The sequence below is a fragment of the Sphingomonas sp. 66-10 genome (assembly GCF_001897045.1).
GTDB classification, from domain to species: domain Bacteria; phylum Pseudomonadota; class Alphaproteobacteria; order Sphingomonadales; family Sphingomonadaceae; genus Sphingomonas; species Sphingomonas lycopersici.
In genome coordinates this window covers 1-511 of sequence record NZ_MKRR01000144.1, presented here as the reverse complement: position 1 = coordinate 511, position 511 = coordinate 1, and positions in this window count along the sequence as shown.

The following is a 511-nucleotide window of genomic DNA, read 5'->3' as shown; positions in this document are numbered from 1 at the left end:
AAAGGCGAAGGACAGCGGACCGCTGGTGTCGAAGGTCGCGTCGCCGCCCACCTGCACCTGGTTGGCCGTCGCCGAGACGGCGATCGCCGAGAAGCCCGCAACCGGCGCGCCGAGGCTGGCCAGCGACAGCGCGCCGGTGACGGTCAGCCCGCCGTTCGGCGCCGATGAGGTATCGGCGAACAGCACCCGCCCCGCGCTATCGCCATTGGCGTGGAGCGAGAGCGTATCGATCAACCGCTGCGCACCCGGCGCGAGCAGGCCGGCATCGCCGTTGGCGAAGCGCGCGGCCCCGCCGCTGCCGGTGCCTGCCACGCCCGCGCTCGGGCCGGCACCGGCCGCGCCGCCGATCCCGTCGGCGATGATGTCGAGCGTGCCGAGCGCATAATCGCCGTTGCTGGCGTCGAAGGCGGCGGTGCCGCCCGCGCCATTGCCGCCGTTTCCGCCGGCGCCGCTCGCCGCGCTGCCCGCCGCCCCAGCGCCGCCCTGTCCGATCGCGGTAATGCGATAGCTC